Annotated in this window: 12 protein-coding genes; 7 read left to right on the top strand and 5 right to left on the bottom strand. The window is 51.1% G+C overall.

From position 1 onward, the window contains the following. The first annotated feature begins 468 nt into the window (after nt 1–468). The 4 genes from TPRIMZ1_RS0107840 to mgrA all read left to right on the top strand — a co-directional run bounded on the left by TPRIMZ1_RS0107840 (nt 469) and on the right by mgrA (nt 5,538). Nucleotides 469–1,398, top strand: a complete 930-nt coding sequence (locus TPRIMZ1_RS0107840; protein WP_026043606.1) for a DMT family transporter — start codon at nt 469–471, stop codon at nt 1,396–1,398. Further along, a complete protein-coding gene (gene sfsA / locus TPRIMZ1_RS0107845) occupies nt 1,391–2,626 on the top strand; it encodes a DNA/RNA nuclease SfsA (protein WP_010257439.1) in 1,236 nt (411 codons plus the stop codon). The genes TPRIMZ1_RS0107840 and sfsA overlap by 8 nt, the downstream gene beginning before the upstream one ends. Before the next feature lie 74 nt (nt 2,627–2,700). Continuing rightward, a complete protein-coding gene (locus TPRIMZ1_RS0107850) occupies nt 2,701–4,536 on the top strand; it encodes a methyl-accepting chemotaxis protein (protein WP_010257441.1) in 1,836 nt (611 codons plus the stop codon). A gap of 12 nt (nt 4,537–4,548) precedes the next feature. After that, nucleotides 4,549–5,538 carry an L-glyceraldehyde 3-phosphate reductase gene (gene mgrA / locus TPRIMZ1_RS0107855; RefSeq protein ID WP_026043607.1) on the top strand — a complete coding sequence of 330 codons (990 nt, stop codon included), beginning with the start codon at nt 4,549–4,551 and terminating at the stop codon, nt 5,536–5,538. 5 nt (nt 5,539–5,543) lie between these two features. Here the strand turns inward: mgrA and TPRIMZ1_RS0107860 are convergent, their stop codons facing one another. From TPRIMZ1_RS0107860 to TPRIMZ1_RS0107880, 5 genes are all read right to left on the bottom strand, one after another. After that, entirely contained in the window at nt 5,544–6,215 is a 672-nt protein-coding gene (locus tag TPRIMZ1_RS0107860; RefSeq protein WP_010257449.1) for a response regulator transcription factor, read from the bottom strand. Next, entirely contained in the window at nt 6,212–7,255 is a 1,044-nt protein-coding gene (locus TPRIMZ1_RS0107865) for a sensor histidine kinase (protein WP_198429917.1), read from the bottom strand. The genes TPRIMZ1_RS0107860 and TPRIMZ1_RS0107865 overlap by 4 nt, the downstream gene beginning before the upstream one ends. 323 nt (nt 7,256–7,578) lie before the next feature. After that, nucleotides 7,579–8,394: a carbohydrate ABC transporter permease gene (locus TPRIMZ1_RS0107870; protein ID WP_010257453.1), complete on the bottom strand. Its 816-nt coding sequence runs from the start codon at nt 8,392–8,394 to the stop codon at nt 7,579–7,581. Then, nucleotides 8,391–9,269: a carbohydrate ABC transporter permease gene (locus TPRIMZ1_RS0107875; RefSeq protein WP_010257454.1), complete on the bottom strand. Its 879-nt coding sequence runs from the start codon at nt 9,267–9,269 to the stop codon at nt 8,391–8,393. Before TPRIMZ1_RS0107875 ends, TPRIMZ1_RS0107870 begins: the two co-directional genes overlap by 4 nt. Before the next feature lie 26 nt (nt 9,270–9,295). Then, the gene (locus TPRIMZ1_RS0107880; protein WP_010257457.1) at nt 9,296–10,594 is read right to left on the bottom strand and encodes an ABC transporter substrate-binding protein; all 1,299 of its coding nucleotides are present in this window, start codon (nt 10,592–10,594) and stop codon (nt 9,296–9,298) included. Between the two features lie 135 nt (nt 10,595–10,729). Here TPRIMZ1_RS0107880 and TPRIMZ1_RS0107885 point away from each other — a divergent pair, with 135 nt between their 5' ends. The 3 genes from TPRIMZ1_RS0107885 (at nt 10,730) to TPRIMZ1_RS0107895 (ending at nt 16,168) form a co-directional block, all read left to right on the top strand. Beyond that, nucleotides 10,730–14,014 (top strand): glycoside hydrolase family 2 TIM barrel-domain containing protein, encoded by a 3,285-nt coding sequence (locus TPRIMZ1_RS0107885; protein WP_010257459.1) that lies wholly within the window; start codon nt 10,730–10,732, stop codon nt 14,012–14,014. A gap of 15 nt (nt 14,015–14,029) precedes the next feature. Then, the gene (locus TPRIMZ1_RS0107890; protein WP_010257461.1) at nt 14,030–14,998 is read left to right on the top strand and encodes a Gfo/Idh/MocA family protein; all 969 of its coding nucleotides are present in this window, start codon (nt 14,030–14,032) and stop codon (nt 14,996–14,998) included. Between the two features lie 402 nt (nt 14,999–15,400). Continuing rightward, nucleotides 15,401–16,168 (top strand): phosphatase PAP2 family protein, encoded by a 768-nt coding sequence (locus tag TPRIMZ1_RS0107895; RefSeq protein WP_010257463.1) that lies wholly within the window; start codon nt 15,401–15,403, stop codon nt 16,166–16,168. Nucleotides 16,169–16,177: the final 9 nt, after the last annotated feature.

Genomic DNA, 16,177 nt, shown 5'->3' on the forward strand with positions numbered 1-16,177 from the left:
ATTGGTCAGGTAGCCTTAGACAATACGATTCCACTTAGTTAGGTAGCTTCCGGCCCCCAAATAATGCGCCACACTCAGTTAAGCACCCCGGCCCCCAAACAATGCGCCACACTCAGTTAAGCACCCGGCCCCCAAACAATGCGCCACACTTAGTTAAGCACCTCGGCTCCCAGGCAATGTGTCATACTCAGTTAAGCGCCCCCGACTCCCGGGGAAATACGCCCAAACACAGGCCAATCGTACAGGCGCCGGTGGGGGTGGGGGAGCCACGCTGAGGGATATTCTGGAATTCCTCGCTGGAGGAGACCCGAAGGGGCTCCGCAAGCGAATTCTACAGGCATCCCGCAGTGGGGATCCCCCACCCCCACCGGCGTTTTTCCGATTCGCCCGGCTCACAGGGTTGAATTCAGAATTCCTACGGGATAAGTCCCCCTTCCAAACTCTGCGTTCTTGTATTACCATTTATCCATGAACAAACGGGCTTTGCGTGCGGATATTCTTCTATTATTGACTTCCTGTATATGGGGGTTTGCCTTTGTGGCCCAGCGTACCGGGATGGAGTATGTCGGGCCCTTTACCTTCAATGGCATACGGTTTCTTCTGGGGAGCCTTTCCCTGCTTCCGCTGATTTTTGTTCTTCGGCGTAAATCAGCGGCGAAGGCGGGCGGGGAAGGGCAGCAGCCGGCGTTTTCTCCAAAGCAGCTCATCCTTTCCTCCGTAATGGCGGGGATCTGTCTCTTTATCGCCGCGTCCCTGCAGCAGGTGGGGCTGATCTACACCACCGCGGGACATTCGGGATTCATTACCGGACTCTATGTGGTACTGGTCCCCATATTTGGTATTTTCCTGGGGCGGAAGACCGGAATACCCACCTGGGTTGGGGCGGTATTCACCCTGATGGGACTCTATTTCCTCAGCGCTGCGGGAAACCTTGGCTCCATTAACCCCGGGGATATTGTCACCGCCATAAGCGCCTTTTTCTGGACCATCCATGTGCTGCTGATCGACGCCATGGTAAAGAAAATTGATCCCCTTATGCTTTCCTCCGGGCAGTTTGCCTGCTGTGGGATCCTTTCCTGCATCGTTGCCCTGGTACGGATGGAACCCCTTTCCGCCGCCGCGCTTATGGGAGGGCTCATCCCCATACTCTATGGCGGTTTTGGTTCCGTGGGGGTGGCCTATACCCTCCAAGTGGTGGCGCAAAAAGACGCTCCCCCGGCACACGCTTCGATCATCCTCTGCCTTGAGGGGGTCTTTGCCGCCATCGGCGGGGTGCTCATCCTTTCTGAACCCCTGGGTCCCTGGACCCTCCTGGGCTTTATCCTGATGTTCTGCGGCATGCTCGCCACCCAGTGGGATGTAATTTTCCGGGGCTTCTCCGGTAAAGCCCGTGGCTGAGGAGCTTTCCCTTTTTACCAACGATACGGAGGCCCTCTTCGTCCGCCGTCCAAACCGTTTCCTTATCATCGCCGCTCCGGTGGGTAAGAAAAAGGAGTTAGCCTGCCACTGCCCCAACCCGGGGAGGCTCATTGAGTTTGTCTTCCCCGGTACCCGGCTTATCCTGGAAAAACGGGATCAGGGGAATCTCAAGGCTAAAACCGGCTGGACTGCGGCGGGTCTTTACTACCGGGATACCGTGGCGCCCCTCTTTTCCTCCCGGGCAAACAAGGCGGCGGAAAAACTCATTCTCAAAGAGATAATTCCCGGCCTTACGGAGATTAGCCCCGAATATACCCTGGGCGATTCTCGTTTTGACTTCCTCTGTACCGATGCTAAAAAGCGGAAACACCTGGTTGAGGTTAAGGCCTGTTCCCTCATTGAGTACGAAGTAGCCATGTTCCCTGACGCCCCCAGCGGCCGGGCTCTGAAGCACCTGGAAGAGCTGGCGGAACTAAGCGCCCAGGGCTATCTCTGCCATGTACTCTTTGTTATCACCCACAGTGAGCCCACGGTGTTTATACCAAACCTCCACACGGACCCGGAATTCGCCGCTGCCCTGAGCAGGTTCGGCCATGCGGCGGTTCCGCCCGGGGGAAGGGCCCGGGGAACTTCGTTGCAAAATACACGCAAAAAGGCAGCCGCCGGCTCAGGTCCCGTGGCTATCCACGCTGCCCTGCTCCGCTGTGATTCCTCAGGCCGGGCGATACTGACGGTTCCTGCCCTGCCGGTGGACCTCTCCCATGGGAAGCTGGCGGAAAGCAATAGTGGGAACTACATGATACTGCTGGAATTGCCGGCTAGTCAGGATATTGAGGTGGGAGCCCTGGGGACGATACGGTTTAAGGCAGGCTGGTATGTTTACGCCGGGTCCGCCCGGAAAAACCTGTCCCAGCGCATCAACCGGCACCTGCGCCGGCAGAGGAAGCAAAAACACTGGCACCTCGATTACCTCACCGCTTGGGCGGGAAAAATGAAGGCCCTGCCCATCCTTTCTTACCGGAACCTGGAATGCGATCTGGCCCGGGATCTGGAGAAGCTGGGTGGAAAGCCCATAGCGGACTTCGGTTCCTCGGATTGCGGCTGCGGGAGTCACCTTTTCTATTTCAAGGCGCCTCCCATGGGGAACCGGGAATTTGTGGATATGCTGCTACGGTACCGGCATGCGGAGGCGTTAAAAGAAACATAGAATCAATGTTTTCTTTCAATTTCTTGTATTTTATTCCGAAATTATGGTATGATCTTTATATATGAGGTTATCCCGTGGTAAAAAAGCGTACATCTCTCTTTAATTCGTTAAAATTTCGTTTTGTCTTCTTTTTCACTCTTTTTATCATTGTACTTTGTACGGTAATAACCCTCATCTCCGTCCGGCAGATCATCGGCACCGCTTCGAACATTTTTGGTATCCAGGGCATGCCTCTGGCAAGGAACACCGCAGCCCTCATTAACGGAGATAAATTTGAGGATCTCTCCCGGAGTTTGGACCTGAATGATCCCTATTATGAAGAAACCCGGCTTAAGATGCTTACTCTAAAGGAGAATTCCAGCGCCAAGTTTTTGTATACCATGGCTCCCGTGCAGGGTACCCAGTACCGGTATATCATCGATGGCAGCAGCGACCCCGATGACGAGGAGAATTTCTCGCCCCTGGGGTCCGAGGAGGATATATCCGAGTTCGATCCCGCCTTTTTACTGACCATGGATACCGGCGCCACCCATGCGTCCCAGCTTGATTTTCAGGAGGGTTGGGGCTGGGTCATCTCCATGTATGCCCCCATTCTGAATTCCCAGAGCCAGGTTGTGGGGATTGTGGGCTGCGATTTTGACGGACAGTCCCTGCACGATATCATAATCACCCAGATCCTGCGGCAGGTGCTGATTTCCGTAGGCTTTGTCCTGCTGGGCATCTTTTTGATGTTCCTCTTCTTAAGGATGATCTTCGGCCCCATCAAGGCCATCGCTAAGCCCATGGAGGAGATAGCCTCCGGCGAGGGGGACCTGACGGTTTCCATCCCGGCGCAAAAATCAGCGGAGATAGGAAAACTCGCCGGGGACTTTAACCTCTTTGTAGGAAAACTGCGGGAGATCATCGGCGCCATAAGCCGGTCCCTTACGGAGCTTGCGGGCAACGCAGAAAACCTGCGGGGGCAGTCCCAGGGTATGATTGATTCCATCGGCGCCGTGTTCAACGGTGTGTCGGAGATACGGGACCAGGCCAGGAATCAGGACACCCATGCCCACGCCACCTACGATGGGGTCAAGAAGATCGAAGAAAAGATCGACAGCCTGGAGACGATGATCTCCAAACAGATGGGGGCGGTTGAGCAGGCTTCGGAGGCGGTGAATCATATGACCGAGGGGATGCAGTCGGTCACCGAAAATATGCGGCAAATCAACAGCCGGTATGAGCAGCTGGTGCAGAACTCCCAGGCCGGCCGGAATACCCAACAGGAGACGGCGGACAGTATTACCCAGATTGTAAAGCAGATAGAGAATCTGATTGAGGCCAACAGCGCGATTACCAAGATCGCCGCCCGGACCAATCTGCTTTCCATGAACGCCGCTATTGAGGCGGCCCACGCCGGCGGAGCGGGAAAGGGGTTCGCGGTGGTAGCCGAGGAGATCCGCAATCTTTCGGAGACCGCCACGGAACAGTCGGGGATCATAAAATCCTTTATCCAGGAAATTCAGAATACCATTAAGGTTATTGTGTCCGCCTCCGGACGGTCCACGGCATCCTTTGACAATATCTCTGCGGATATAGAAAAACTCAGCGGTATGATAACCCAGGTGAATGCCTCGATGTCCGAACAGAATGAGGGCATTCGGGAGATCCATGCAGCCACCAACGATGTGAATAGTACTGCCCAGGCAATCTACGATGCGACCCAGGCGATGAAGGAAAACAGTGTTCCTGTCTTTGAGGGTATCAATATTCTGGTTGAGAATACCGGCCTCATCCTGGAACGTTCGGAAAAATCAATCGATAAAACCGAGTCCATGCAGGCGATGGCGGAACAGGTTTCCGAAATCGCCGCTAAGAATGACGCTTCCGCCGATGCGGTACAGCAGATCGTACAGAAGTTTAAGGTGTAAATGGAAGTACCTATGACATACATGGCTTCAGAAAATCGGTACAACACCTTGCCCTTCCGCCGCTGCGGCAGATCGGGAATACAATTACCGGCGATCTCCCTGGGATTCTGGCAAAACTTCGGTGGTGAGCAGGTTTATGAAAACCAGCGGGCCATTGCGCGTATGGCCTTTGATTTAGGAATTACCCATTTTGATTTGGCAAATAATTATGGGCCTCCGCCGGGTTCCGCCGAGGAAACCATGGGGCGGCTGCTCCGGGACGATTTCAGGCCCTACCGGGATGAACTGATCATATCTACCAAGGCCGGCTATACCATGTGGCCCGGACCCTATGGCGACTGGGGTTCCCGGAAATACCTGCTCGCAAGCCTCGACGCCGGGCTTAAACGGATGGGCCTGGAGTATGTGGACATCTTCTATTCCCACCGTCCGGATCCCAATACACCCCTGGAGGAAACCATGGGCGCCCTCGCCCAGGCAGTGCGTCAAGGCAAGGCCCTGTATGCGGGGCTGTCCAATTATCCGGCGGATCGTACCCGGGAGGCCAATGAAATTTTGCGGAGCATGGGGGTTCCCTGCTTAATACACCAGCCCCGTTACCATATGTTTGAACGGACCCCGGAAAAGGGGCTGCTGGATGTGTGCGATACCGCCGGAGTCGGGGTTATCGCCTATATGCCCCTGGCCCAGGGCCTGCTCACCGACCGGTACCTTCAGGGCATTCCCCCGGATTCCCGGGCTGCTTCTGAAAGGACATCCTTGAAACCCACCGATATAAGCGCCGGTACCATTACTGCCGTAAAAGCCTTGAGGGAAATTGCCCGGGAGCGGGGACAGAGCCTGCCCCAGATGGCCATTGCCTGGACACTCAGGGATAAGCGGGTAAGCAGTTCCCTTATCGGCGCGAGCCGTCCGGAACATATCCGGGAAAATATTGAGGCGGTGAAAAAAACGGAGTTTTCGCAGGACGAGCTTGAAAGGATAGACCGAATCCTGGGATAGACCCTTTAGCCCTGGTTCGCCAGCCGGATAATTTCGAACCGGTCCTTAACCCCCAGCTTTGAGTAGATAACGCTCACGTGGTTTTTTACTGTTTGCAGGGCTAAAAACAGTTTTTCTGCGATCTGTTCATTATCAAACCCCGTAGCCAGCAGGGTAAATATTTCCCGCTCCCGTTTAGTCAGGGTTTTCAGCCAGGGCAGCTCTTTTTCCGTAATGGCGGCTTTGTCCGTATCTTCAGCATTGTGGGAACCTTCATCGCGGTTGTATTTCTGCTGAACCATATTCCGCACGATCTCCGGCGAAATTTGTATCACATTGTTATTCAGCGCCCGGATCGCCGTTATAAGCTCCGTGGGGGAAATATCCTTTAAGAGGTAGCCCGAAGCGCCGCCGACCAGGGCTGCCCTGACATATTCATCCTCATCATAGGTGGAAAGCATGATTACTTTTATCTCAGGATATTTGCCCTTGATAATCCGTACCGCCTCTACGCCGCCCATTTCCGGCATGAGCACGTCCATTAAAATAATATCAGGATGATGTTCATCGGTAAAATTGACCGCCTCCTTGCCATTCCCGGCTACGCCGATGACCGTCATATCATCTGCATAGTTGGATAAAAAAGTCCCCAGACTTTCGGTAATTAAACTTTGATCGTCCACCAATAGTATCTTCATCCTGTTTTCCTTATAGGAGCAGTTATACTGATTATTGGTATGCTTATACTAAGCTTGAACCCGCCTTCCGGGGGCAGGCCTACGGTAAGCTCTCCCCCTACCTCGTCAAGCCGTTCCTCCATGCCCGCAAGCCCTATGCCCTTTACAATAACCGAAGCGCCGATCCCATTATCCGTTACGATCATTGACAATTTTTGGTTTAATTCCCAAAACTGGATAAAGATATGGGTAGCCTTGCCGTGGCGTATTGAATTGGTAAAAGCTTCCTGGATGATCCTGGTGATAACCTTATTTACCGTGGGGCCGTACTCGTTCCGCATATTTCCCCATTCTATGTCAACCTTGATACCCGTAACTTCCTCAAAAATCTTTTTCAGCTGATAAACACTGTCAATGCTTTTTGCATAGGGTTCCTGTATCTTCCGGATAAAATGCAGGGTCTCCCTGGTTTCATTCAGGCCGGTGGATGCCAGCTTTCTGATGCGCTGAAAAATCTCCTGGGTATTTGCGGTCTCCATCTGACCGCAGCTTACTGCGGCATCGGTTACCATAATAATGTTGGTAAAGGCATAACCGCAGCTATCGTGCAGCTCACGGGTAAGTCGGAGCCGTTCCTCTACCATCGCATCTTCTCCCCGCTGTTTTACCATTTCCTGAAGCCGGTGATTAAAAAGAACCATCTTTTTCCCCACGGAATCGAGATGTTCAATAGTTTGTTGATCCAGGATATACCGGTTCATAAAAAACCGCATCATGATCATACCTATGGATACCAGAAAAAAAATGGCAGTCATGGGAAGAATTTCAAAAAATGGTGGAATGGGGAAGGAAAAACCAATAGGGTCTTGTCCCATGAAGTGGGGGTGGTATTCAAAAAACAGAAAGAGAAATATGGTAACAAAAGATATTGCCGCGCTCCTGGGCAGGGGAAAAGCCAGGGACACCGCCATGAGATAGGCGGTGTATATAAGGGTTTTAATGATCAAGGTATCGTCCAGAATATAAACGCCGAGAACCGCGGCGATAAAACCCAGGAGCATGCAACTAATCTTGATAAAAAAACCGGAAGAAAAAATACATATATATATGGAAGCGGAACATATAATAAAGGGAATATAAAAATTTAAATTGAAAAGCAAGCGGTTTTCATCGTCCCCTATATTAAGTATGGGGGGAAGAACCACGCCGGGATCATTATATTTCATTATAAATACCAGCAGGGCGCTTGCAAGGGGCAGCGATACAATGAGTACAGGTAGCAGCTTGTGGAACAGCCATCGAACCTTCATGTGCTGTTAGTGTATACCTGCCTGCTTAAAAAAGCAACGGAGACTTTTTAAAACCAACAGGGTTTTGAAAAGTCTCATTTGACCGATCCAAGTATCCCCGCCACAAAGTACTTTTGCAGGGCGAAGAAGATCAATACCGTAGGCAGGGTACAGATGGTTACCGCCAGCATCAATATGCCGTAGTCGGTGGTATACCCCGATGTAAGGGAAGTTATCAGCAGGGGCATGGTTTGGCTTTCCTGGCTCTGCATGATGATAAGGGGCCAGAGGTAGTTGTTCCAGCCGCTCATGAAGGTAACGATTCCGGCGGCTACAAAGGTGGGACTCATGACGGGCAGATAAATCCGGAGATATATGCCGAATTCGCCCATCCCGTCCACCCTGGCGGCCTGTACAATTTCATAGGGGAAGGACATGCTGCTCTGGCGAAAAAAGAAAATGAGGAAGGCCGTGGATATAGAGGGCAGAATAAAGCCGAGGGTTGTATCAAGCAGATGCGCCTGACTGAACATTTTAAACAACGGAACCATTATTGAGGCAAAGGGTACCATCATGGAAAGGAGCAGTATCGATATAAGCCGATCCTTGTTCCTGCTCCGGTATACCTGAAAACCGTAGCCCGCCATGGAACAGATAAACAAACTGGCAAAGGTACCGGTTACGCTGTTCCGCAGGGAATTCCAAAAAGCACTGCCCAGGGAAACCGTCCCCGCAAGCGTTTTGATGTTTTCAAAAAGGTAGGATCCGAAAAGCATCCTCCCCCTGATAATATCGGTGCTTCTGTTTGTGGCGGAGGAAATCATCCAGAAGAATGGTACAACCGAAAAAAAACAAACCAGGACCAAAAAGGCATACATGATGACGTTTTTTACGCGGACTCTCTTATTCATGCCTTATCTCCTACTTTCATCTGGATAAATGACAGAAGCGCTACCATAATTAGAATGGTATATGAAACTGCAGCGGCATATCCAAACTGGGGATTGTAAACAAAGGATAAATTATAAATATACTGCGATATGGTTATCGTCGCATTTCCGGGACCGCCGCTGGTGATGTTTTTTACCTCATCAAAGAGCTGGAGAGTCCCGTTGGTGGACATGATTGTTGTCAGGAGGATCACCGGCCGCAGGAGGGGCAGGGTTATTTTGAAGAATTGCTGGAAGGCAGAGGCGCCGTCAATGCGGGCGGCTTCGTATATCGAGGTATCTATGTTTTGCAGTCCGGCAAGATAAAATATTGTATTATAACCGGTCCAGCGCCAGGTTATTACCATGATAATGACCACCTTGGCCCAGAAAGGATGGGTGAGCCAGCTTACGGGGGAAGTAATAATCCCTATATGCAATAGGATAAAGTTGACGATACCGTCCACAGAGAAAAAGGTTTTAAAAATCATCGCGGAAGAAACCAGGGCGGTTGCGCAGGGAAGAAAAACAAGGGTCCTGAAAAGGCCCTTGAATTTTAGTTTTTCATTGTTGAGGATAGACGCCAGGATCAGGGCCATGAACAACATGATCGGAACCTGGAAAATCAAATAGATAAAAACATTGGCAACCGAACTCAGGAATATCTCATCCTGGAAGAGCCGGTAATAATTCCATATGCCGGTAAAACGCAGGTTATTCCCAAGCCCGGTTTGCAGGGACAGTATAAATGCCTGGATCATGGGATAGAAGGATAAAATAAAAATCATCAGCGATGCCGGGGCGATAAAAAACCAACCCCAGAAATCGTATTTTTTAACAAAACTATGCCGTTTCATTTTATCCCCTATCCATTTTTGTTTGTTTACTGACCCGCTACAAGGAATTCAACGTTTTTCTGCGCAGTTGCCAGGGCGGTATCCACCGGTGTGCCTCCCACAATGTCGGCAAGCGCCCGGGATACGGCGTCACGGGCTTCGTAATTGAAGAGGCCGTACTTTATCTGCGGCACATTGCCCGCATAGGCTACAATGTCTTCATAGATTTTCTGTCCGCCGAAGAAGGCGTTCGGCTGCCCGTAGGTCGCAGATTTGCTTGCGGGAAGCCATGTGGAGATAGCGCCGGAGGATGGCAGGATAGTCTCATACAAGGGGACGCTTCCGGCAAAGGTTGTATTCAGCAGATCCATCACCACATCGGGATACTTGGTATTCGCCAGGACTACCCAGCTTGAACCGCCCACGCTGGAATAGTTTATGCCGCCCGGTACATTCAGTTTGGGGGTATTGGCCACCGCCCACTTCCCGGACTGAGACGCCTCGGCGGAGATAGAACCCACTATCCAGCAGCCATTGATCGTAGACGCCACGGAACCGTTATTAAGACTGGCGATATAGGCGTTCCAATCCGTTACCAGCAGGATGATCCCCGCATCAACCATGGCCTTGTACTGCTTAACGGCTTCCTTTAATACGGTGTTGTTGGCAATATTTACCTTTCCCTCGGCATCAAAGAACCAGGTTCCGGCGCTCTGCATCATAAGAGCAATAATATCGTTCTCATTCCCCACCGCGGAAATCATGGCGACCCCGGTCTTTTGTTTAACGATTTTCCCCAGTTCAATAAAACGTTCCCAGGTAATATCGTTAAAATCGGAAACCTGCAAGCCGGCCTGTTCCACAATATCCCTGCGGAGGAAGGTTCCGCTGGCGCCGTTATCAAAGGGGACCCCATAACTCTGCCCGTTAATGGTGGCCACATCAACCTTATACTGGGCGAACTGGGATACATCCACCTTTCCGTTCACCGGAAGGAAACCCTTGGGGTAGGTGGTAACATTTTTCTGGATGGCATTATCCTGCATCAGTACAATATCCGGCAGGCTGCTGGTCTGATTGGCGGAAAGGGCGGTAAGCAGTTTCTGCTGTAAATCAGCCCAGGCGGTTTCTACCACATTCACCGTTACATTGGGGTGGGAAGCCTTGTAAATTTTTGCCGCTTCATTCATGGCGTAGACGTTAAAGGTCGGGTCCCAGCACCAAACTGTCAAGGTTATCGGCCCGTTCGGGTCCGCAGCCACGGCGGTATTTTTTTTACTGCATCCCGCCAATAACAGTGCGCTGCTTACCAACAAAACCGCAGCCGCTAAACTTAATCTTTTCATCACTATTCCTCCATAACTTAGATATGGCGTTAGTCTAGTCCAATTTTTTGTAAAGATAAAGTTACTAAAGTACTCTTTTCCTTGCCAATATCCGGTACTTTAGTACCAGGTACCTTGGTACCTGGAAAAAACGCATTGACAAAACAAAAAAACCATCTCTACTATAATCCTATGATGGAAAGAAAAATAAGCCCCCGGACGACTCTTGAGAACCGCTTCTGGGAAACCCCTGAATTGCAGGGCCTTAACCGGCTCCCCATGCGGAGTCCCCTCCTGCCTTTTTCTTCGGAAGAAGCGGCATTGACCGACACGATTGCCGGACCTGAATTCCGTGCGGCGCTTGCCAACCCCCTCTGTCTCAGCCTTGACGGGACCTGGTCCTTCAAGCTGGTGAACAACCCGAATGATGATGATCCTGTGGAATGGACCGGTCCGCAATATGCCGCCCAAGGCTGGGGGGAAATCCGGGTTCCCGGAACCTGGACGCTCCAGGGATACGACAAACCGCACTATACCAATGTTCAGATGCCCTTTGACGTCCTTCCGCCTCATGCCCCGGAGCACAATCCCACGGGGCTGTACCGCAGAAAAATTACCCTTCCCAAAACCTGGGAGAACCGCCGCACGGTGCTCCACATCGGTTCCGCAGAGAGCTGCTGCCTGGTCTACGTGAACGGCGTTTTTGCCGGGGCTGCCAAGGATACCCGGCTGCCCCAGGAATACGATATCAGCAGTTTCCTTACAAACGGCGAGAATACCCTCTGCCTCAAGGTAGTCCGCTATTCCGATGCCAGTTATATGGAAGATCAGGATCAATGGTGGTTTGGCGGGATACACCGGAGCGTGTACCTGTACTCCACGGAAGAATGCTATATCAAGGACATCAAAGCCATACCGGGATTGGGAGCTGACAATACCATTACACCCGATGGCGTTCTTGACCTGGAGATTAGCCTGGGCGGGGATCTTCCCCAGGGACGCAGCAGCGGGAATGCCGTTCTTGCCTCATCAGGGGCGGATGATCCCTTTGTCCTGGCCTACGCGCTGTACCCCTTTACGCTGCCCTCCTCGGCGGATGACGCAAAGAATATCGCCGGGGATCTTCTGAAAAAAAACAAGCCGATCATTGCCGGAGAACTGAGCCTGGACTGTAATTATCGCCTCAATTCAAACAGCGTTCGTGTGGAGCTTGCAGTCCCCAATCCTGCGATCTGGTCACACGAGACGCCGAATCTCTATATCTTCACCGTAACACTATTACGGAAGGGCAAAGCCATTGAGCATACCGGTTTCTGTACCGGCTTTAGATCCGTCCGGGTAGCCAAACGGGAACTGCTGATAAACGAAAAAGCGGTGCTGATAAAAGGTGTTAACCGCCATGAGCATCATGAGAAAACCGGCAAGACCATTCCGGTAGAATCCATGGTCCGGGATATCATGCTCCTCAAACAGCATAACTTTAATGCGGTACGGACCTGCCACTACCCTAACGACGAAGGCTGGTACGATCTCTGCGACCGGTACGGCATCTACCTTACCGATGAAGCGAATATTGAGCATCACTGTTTCTACGATCAGCTCTGCCGGGATACCGCATGGTCCTACGCTTACCTTGCACGGGTGGAGCGCATGGTGGAACGGGACAAGAATCATCCCTCGGTCATCATTTGGTCCCTGGGGAATGAAAGCGGCGACGGGGGAAACAACACCCTCTGCGGCGCTTGGATTCGTAAATTCGACCCGAGCCGCCCGGTCCATTACGAGGGAGCGATCCGGCCTGAACGGGGCCAGGGAGCCTTTACCCTGGATTCATTGAGCAGGGGCAGGGGTATTACGGATATCATAGGCCCCATGTACCCGGAGATAAAACTGATTACCGACTTTGTCAAATACCGGGAAGATGACCGCCCGCTTATTATGTGCGAGTATTCCCACGGCATGGGCAATTCCAACGGCAGCCTTGCGGATTACTGGAAGGCGATCGAGGAGCTCCACGGCCTCCAGGGGGGCTATATCTGGGACTGGATCGATCAGGGCATCGAAGCCTTTAGCGCCACAGGGCAAAAGTACTGGAAGTACGGCGGCGATTTCGGGGATGATCCTACGGATTACGATTTCTGTTTAAACGGTATCCTGTTTCCGGACCAGACCCCCAAACCGGCCATGGCGGAGTGTAAGCAGCTATTTTCTCCGGTCAAAATTACGGCGATTCCCGGAAAACCCTATAGCTTTAGAGTGGAGAACCGTTTTGATTTTTCTTCCTTGGATGGGGTGGAGCTGCAATGGAAGCTCTCTGCGGGACCTGCGGTGTCCGCAGAATCGGTCATCCTTGCCCAGGGGAAGGCGGCGCTTCCGAGCATCTCCCCCGGCGCTTCGGCTGAAATAACATTTCCGGTGGATACGAAAATAAATATTCAAGATCATAGGGGCATTATCTTTATCCATATCGATATTTGTTTAAAGAAACGGACTTTCTGGGCTGAGGGCGGCTTTGTTATAGGATCTGCGGAACGGATACTTCGGGAACAAGTTCCTGTGCAGGAACAGGTTTCTGTTTGGGAACAGACTCCTCTCCGGTCTAACCAGGCGATCACCGAATTTGCCGCTTTGTTTAAGCCATCGTTGTTCAGGGTCCCTACGGAAAATGACGGCCTTAAAACCTATGTTCACCTGCGGGGAGACCCTGCGGCAGAATTTTATTACAAAGACAAGGCTATGTATCCCTGGCTTGATCTTGATCTGCTGCATCTCCGGCTTAAGGATGAAAAGAATGAACCCCTGCAGTGGGAGGGGTACTCGGCCAATAGATATACTGCGGTACTTGAATCCGGCAGCAACGCTGCATCGGGATTTAAGGACAGGCGGATCGGAACCTATACCCGCACCATTGTTGAGGGCGGTGAAACCCATCCCCTGATTATGGATATCCTCTTTAACCTTGAGCCGGATCTGCCGGAACTCCCCAAGATTGGGATCAGCGCCCAAATTCCCGCCCATTACCGTAACATCACATGGTTCGGCAGGGGGCCCCAGGAATCGTATCCGGATCGCTGCGCCGGAGCTTTTCTGGGCCTTTACGAAGACAGCCCCGCAAGCCTGGAGACACCCTATATCGTTCCCCAGGAAAACGGCAACCGCGTGGGGGTACGACGCATCAGCCTTTCGGGACAGGACGCTTTGCCAATAACCATACTATCCGCAGAGCCTGTGCATATGAGCGCCAGCAGATATACACAGGAAAATCTGTGGAAAAGCCTGCATACCACTGACCTTGTTGATGTTTCTGCGGATGGGGGTTACTATCTTCTGAACATCGACTGTGCTCAGCGGGGAGTGGGAACCGCCACCTGCGGGCCGGATACCCTGGAACAGTACCGGGTACGGCCGGGGATTTTCAGGATGCGGCTGTATATTTGTTGATGCAGAGGAGTTGCTATGAACGTAGGGATACTTGGGGCCGGAGGTATTGCCAATTTGATGGCAAAAACCCTGAATGGAATGGAAACCGCAAAAGCCTATGCGGTGGCAGCGCGGGACTTACATAGGGCTAAGGATTTTGCGGAAAAGTATGGCATATCCCAGGCGTATGGGTCCTACGAAGAGTTGTATCGGGACAAAAATGTCGATCTGATTTATATTGCCACTCCCATATCTCATCATTTTGATCAGATGAAAGCAGCGATTTTGCAGGGGAAAAATATTCTTTGCGAAAAGGCATTTACCTTGAACGCAGCCCAGGCGAAGGAAATACTTGCCCTGGGGAAAGAAAAAAAAGTGCTGGTTACAGAAGCTATCTGGACCCGATATATGCCCATGCGGCTCACCATGGATGAAGTTATTGCGAAGGGTCTGATTGGGGAGATTAAAGCTCTTTCCGCAAACCTGGCGTATCCGGTCTCTAAGGTGGAGCGGCTGGGGAGCCTGGATTTAGGGGGCGGTTCCCTTTTGGATATTGGGGTATATCCTATCAATTTTGCGCTGATGCATTTCGGGGACAAGATAAAAAAGATTGAGACAACCATGGTTCCCTATACAAGCGGAGTTGATGCTGCGGGTAATGTCAACCTTATCTATGATGACGGCAAGATAGCTTTTCTGCAGTTTGGCATGACCTTTCGGAGTGACCGGCGTGGGATAGTATATGGCGATAAAGGCTATATCGAATCCCTTAACATTAATAATTACGCGGGAATTCGGGTCTATGATGTTAACGATACGCTCATCGCTTCCTTTGAAACGCCGCCGCAGGTAACCGGTTATGAGTATGAGGTTGAGTCATGCAGGAAGGCCATAGAAGCCGGCACACTTGAGTGTCCGGAAATGCCCCACCGGGAGATTATACGGGTGATGGAAATCATGGACCAGATTAGGAAGATTTGGGGGCTGGAATTTCCGGGAGAATAACTTATCCTGAAGAAATAAGCAAAAAACGGGGCCGTCTACGTAAAACGTACGCAGGGGCCCCAATTTTTTTGGAAATATTTTTTAAATTATGCCCAGAGCTGTGGTGGATACACGCCCTGATCAACCAATTCCTTAGAGCCGGTCGATCTGCTTTAACCCGCCATAGCGGCTGCCCATGCCCGCCGCCAGTACTACTAATATTGGTCCTTTCATGATCATAGAATTATGTTTTTTTAAAAATCCGTATAGTTACTAAAGTACTGTTTTAAGGGATGTATCCGGTACTTAAGTACTTAATAACAGGGCGCAGGATGGCATATTCTCCATCCCCCCTTGTTTTTCCTGTTTTTTAGTGGTATTCTGAGTAATGAAGTTAGTAAGCATCACCATTTGGAGATTTGTGTGAAGAAATTGATTATTGCGTTATTTATTATCATGCAGGCAGGCGCAGTCTTTGCCGAGAGTCATTATACCTTCGAATTGAAGAAAGATTTGATCCTTGGTTCAACGGCAGCCGGTATTTTTGCCGTTCCGTTTTTCATAGATAACCCGGCAACGGTTCCAAATGAATTTAGCAAGGATGACATTAACAATTTTGACCGTCCTTTAATGTATTCATACGATGGGCAAATTGATACTATCACTTCTATTGGCGCCTATGGGCTCTTGGTTCTTCCCGCTTTATCCCTGGCAGGAAATATAAAAGATTTTAACGCCATTGCAACCTATGGCATTATGTATGCGGAGGCGTTCCTTTTAACCTACGGTACAAAGGATATTTTAAAAAACGCAATTAATAGGTATCGCCCTTATTGCTATTCCGGTGAGATCCCCGGGGATCAATCTTCCGAATATGAGGACAGCTTTCCATCCGGCCATACTTCCCTGGCCTTTATGGCCGCCGGCTTCTTAAGTTCTACCTTTTTAACCGAGTACCCCGATTCCAAGTGGCGTATCCCCGTGGTGGGTATAAGCTATTCCCTTGCGGCGGGAATAGCCGCAGGGCGCATCCTATCCGGTAATCATTTTCTGACCGATGTTATTGTCGGCGCCGGGATTGGTTCCCTCTATGGATATCTTATTCCGGCCCTGCACTTAAAAAGAAGCGGCAGCGAGCGTATAACCCTTACCCCGACAATAAACGGTATTTTGGTATCGGTGAAAATATAAACAGCTCTG

Origin of the sequence: Treponema primitia ZAS-1 (genome assembly GCF_000297095.1) — a bacterium.
Classification (GTDB): Bacteria; Spirochaetota; Spirochaetia; order Treponematales; family Breznakiellaceae; genus Termitinema; species Termitinema primitia_A.